The following is a 3,979-nucleotide window of genomic DNA, read 5'->3' as shown; positions in this document are numbered from 1 at the left end:
TTCGCGAGCAAGCTCGCTCCCACAGGTGTTGGGTGGTGCTTTTAAGGTTGTTGCTCGGCCTTCAAGCGGTCGCGGAACGCCTTTGGCGAAATTCCCACCCGGCGGCGGAACAGGCGCGTGAAATTGGTCGGATCGGAAAACCCCAACAGCTCCGACATCTCGTAAATCGTCATGCTGGTGTAGGTCAGCAGGCGCTTGGCTTCCAGCAACTGACGCTCGTGCATGATCTGCAACGCCGGTTGCCCGGCCAGTTCACGGCAGGTGCCGTTGAGGTGCGACACGGAGATGCCCAGGCGATGGGCGAGGTCTTCGACCTTGACGTGCTGGCGGTAAGTCTCTTCCACCAACTGAATGAAACCGTTGAGGTATTCGCGCTGGCGTTGCGGCCGTTGGCTGGCCTTGTGCCGAACGATCGCCTGGCGGCTGACCCAGACCATGATCACGCTGACCAGCGAATGCATGAGCATTTCCCGCGCCGGTTGATGGCCGTTGTACTCGGCCTGCAACGCTGAAAACAGGCTGTTGAGATAATCGCCATCCTTGCCGGCCGGGTAGTTTTCCGCCCGAGCCAACGCGTGTACCGAATCGCCCAGTTGCGCCTGCAAATGCTTGATCAGCGGCGTGGCCAAGGTAACGATGAAGCCTTCAACATCCTCGGAAAAACGAAACCCGTGCACCGACAACGGTGGCAGCACCTGAATCGCTGGCGTCTCGAGTTGCGTGCGCTGGCCTTCGATTTCGAGCTCTGCCTGACCTTTGAAAACGAACAGCAGCTGGCACAGATCCGCATGGCGGTGAGGTTTGATTTCCCATTGATGTTCGCGACTGCGCGAGGAAATGGTTTCACAGTGCAGCAAGTCCGGGGTCGGCCAGTCCAGGCTTTCACCATAGAGCTTGAACACCGGAATAGAAGGCAGGGCAGGCTTGTTCATACTTCAATCCAGGCCTCTGGTTTTTGGGCGATAATCGCACCGATTGGCAGAATGTACAGGTATCGGCTCAGTTTTCACCTTCAATTGACAGACCCGCAAGGGAAAAATGCAAGCACTCGATCCATAAAATCATTCACCGGCTGTTGCTGCGTGAAGCTTGCGAGTCATAAAAACAATGAAAATCCTGAAAACCCAAGTCGCCATTATCGGCGCCGGTCCTTCCGGACTGCTCCTCGGCCAGTTGCTGCACAACGCTGGCATCGACACCCTGATCCTCGAACGCCAGACGCCCGATTACATTCTTGGGCGCATCCGTGCCGGTGTGCTTGAACAAGGCATGGTAGAGCTGCTGCGTGAGGCCGGCGTCGGTCAGCGAATGGATGCCGAAGGTCTGGTTCATGGCGGCTTCGATCTGGCGCTGGACGGGCGTCAGGTGCACATCGACCTGCACGCGCTGACCGGCGGCAAAACAGTAATGGTCTACGGCCAGACCGAGGTCACCCGCGACCTGATGGCCGCTCGTCGGGAGGCCGGCGCGCCAACAATTTATCAAGCGAGCAATGTCGTTCCCCATGGCATGAAAAGCGACGAAGCTTTTGTCACCTTCGAAAAGGACGGTGAAAGCTGGCGCGTCGATTGCGATTACATCGCTGGTTGCGATGGTTTCCATGGCGTCGCGCGGCAGTCGATTCCGGCCGATTGCCTGAAGATTTTCGAGCGGGTCTACCCGTTCGGCTGGCTGGGCATTCTCGCCGACACACCGCCGGTCCACGATGAATTGGTCTACGCCCGCCACGAACGCGGCTTCGCCTTGTGCAGCATGCGTTCGGCCACCCGTACCCGCTATTACCTGCAAGTGCCGGCGGATGAAAACGTCGATGACTGGAGCGATCAGCGTTTCTGGGATGAGCTGAAAAAACGCCTGCCGGATGCCCTCGCGGAAAAACTGGTGACCGGCCCTTCGATCGAAAAAAGCATCGCGCCGCTGCGCAGCTTTGTCGTCGAGCCAATGCAGTACGGGCGCATGTTTCTCGTCGGCGACGCTGCCCATATCGTCCCGCCCACTGGCGCCAAGGGCTTGAACCTGGCCGCCAGCGATGTCAGCACGTTGTTCAATATTCTGCTGAAGGTCTATCGCGAAGGCCGCACCGATCTGCTGGAAAAATACTCGGAGATCTGCCTGCGCCGGGTGTGGAAAGCCGAACGGTTTTCCTGGTGGATGACGTCGATGCTGCATCGCTTCGACGAGCACGATGAATTCAGCCAGCGCATCAGCGCGTCGGAACTGGACTACTTTGTCAGCTCGCAAGCCGGGCAAAAAACCATTGCAGAAAATTACGTCGGGCTTCCGTACGAGGCTATCGAATAGCCTGCTATCGACTTACACTGGCGAGCACTTACCCGCTCGCCTTGTCCATGCGGGTCAATCACTGCCCGCAGGTTTTCCGTGACCACTCTCAATCAGCCTGAAACGCCCAAACCGGCCATTCGCAGCGTGCTGGTCGCCTTGATGATGGCGATCTTCCTCGGTGCGCTGGACCAGACCATCGTCGCCGTGTCGATGCCGGCGATCTCCGCGCAATTCAAGGACGTCAGCCTGCTGGCCTGGGTGATTTCCGGCTACATGGTGGCGATGACCGTGGCGGTGCCGATCTACGGCAAGCTCGGCGACCTGTACGGGCGACGCAAACTGATGTTGTTCGGCATGGGCCTGTTCACCCTCGCCTCGCTGTTCTGCGGCATGGCGCAGAGCATGGAACAGCTGGTGCTGGCACGAATCCTTCAAGGCATCGGCGCCGGCGGCATGATCTCGGTGAGTCAGGCGATCATCGGCGACATCGTCCCGCCGCGTGAACGCGGGCGCTATCAGGGTTACTTCAGCAGCATGTACGCGGTGGCCAGCGTCGCCGGTCCGGTGCTCGGCGGCTACATGACCGAATACCTGTCGTGGCGCTGGGTGTTTCTGATCAACCTGCCGCTGGGCCTCGGCGCCTGGTGGGTGGCTCGGCGCAATCTGCGCGGCTTGCCGATTCCGCAGCGCAAACCGGTGATCGATTATCTCGGCACGGTGCTGATGATCATCGGCCTGACCGCGTTGCTGCTCGGCATCACCGAAGTCGGCCAGGGTCATTCATGGCGCAGCAGCGAAGTGCTCGGCCTGTTCGCTTGTGCCGTGGTGGTATTGGCGCTGTTCGTCTGGCATGAACGCCGGGCGCGGGAGCCGTTATTGCCGATGCACCTGTTCGCCAACCGCAATGCCCTGTTGTGCTGGTGCACGATTTTCTTCACCAGTTTCCAGGCCATCTCGCTGATTGTGCTGATGCCGCTGCGTTTCCAAAGCGTCACCGGCGCTGGCGCCGACAGCGCCGCGTTGCACTTGCTGCCATTGGCGATGGGCTTGCCGATCGGTGCCTATTTCGCCGGCCGCCGCACCTCGATCACCGGACGCTACAAACCGCAGATTCTCACCGGGGCGATCCTCATGCCGATCTCGATTCTCGGCATGGCCTTCAGTCCGCCACAAGCAACGCTGCTCAGCGGTCTGTTCATGTTGCTCAGCGGCATCGCTGGCGGCATGCAGTTCCCGACCTCACTGGTCGGCACGCAGAACTCGGTGGAACAACGCGACATCGGCGTCGCCACCAGCACCACCAATCTGTTCCGCTCACTGGGCGGCGCGGTGGGCGTGGCGTTGATGTCGGCGCTACTGCTGGCGTTGCTGCACGATTCCAGTTTCGCCCACCTGGCGAACAGTTCGCTGATCAGCGAGGGGCATTCGGGCAACGTCCTGCTCGATGGCCTGAACGCAGCACCCGGCGAAGCGCAGAACGCTTTGCGCGCGGAGCTGCTGGTGACCTTCCGCCACCTGCTCTGGGTCAGCACGGCAGTGTCGTTGCTCGGGCTGGCAGCGGCGATTGCCATGCCGAACAACCTGCTGCGCGGGCGGGAGCACGGCGCGAAATGAGCCTTTTGCGCTGATCGTTCCCACGCTCTGCGTGGGAATGCCTCAACGGACGCTCTGCGTTCGGCCGTGGATGGGACGCAGA

The 3,979-nt window shown here is 60.4% G+C and carries 3 protein-coding genes; 2 read left to right on the top strand and 1 reads right to left on the bottom strand.

What is annotated here, in order from left to right:
* Positions 1-41 precede the first annotated feature (41 nt).
* Positions 42-932 carry a helix-turn-helix domain-containing protein gene (locus F8N49_RS26205; protein WP_071173409.1) on the bottom strand — a complete coding sequence of 297 codons (891 nt, stop codon included), beginning with the start codon at positions 930-932 and terminating at the stop codon, positions 42-44.
* A gap of 175 nt (positions 933-1,107) precedes the next feature.
* Here F8N49_RS26205 and pobA point away from each other — a divergent pair, with 175 nt between their 5' ends.
* Both pobA and F8N49_RS26195 read left to right on the top strand, forming a co-directional pair.
* Positions 1,108-2,301 (top strand): 4-hydroxybenzoate 3-monooxygenase, encoded by a 1,194-nt coding sequence (gene pobA, locus F8N49_RS26200; RefSeq protein ID WP_071173410.1) that lies wholly within the window; start codon positions 1,108-1,110, stop codon positions 2,299-2,301.
* Positions 2,302-2,379: 78 nt separating this feature from the next.
* Entirely contained in the window at positions 2,380-3,897 is a 1,518-nt protein-coding gene (locus F8N49_RS26195) for an MDR family MFS transporter (protein WP_071173411.1), read from the top strand.
* Positions 3,898-3,979 lie beyond the last annotated feature (82 nt).

The organism is Pseudomonas sp. GXM4, assembly GCF_008923895.1.
Lineage (GTDB): Bacteria > Pseudomonadota > Gammaproteobacteria > Pseudomonadales > Pseudomonadaceae > Aquipseudomonas > Aquipseudomonas atacamensis.
This window is presented reverse-complemented; position numbering and strand designations above follow the sequence as displayed.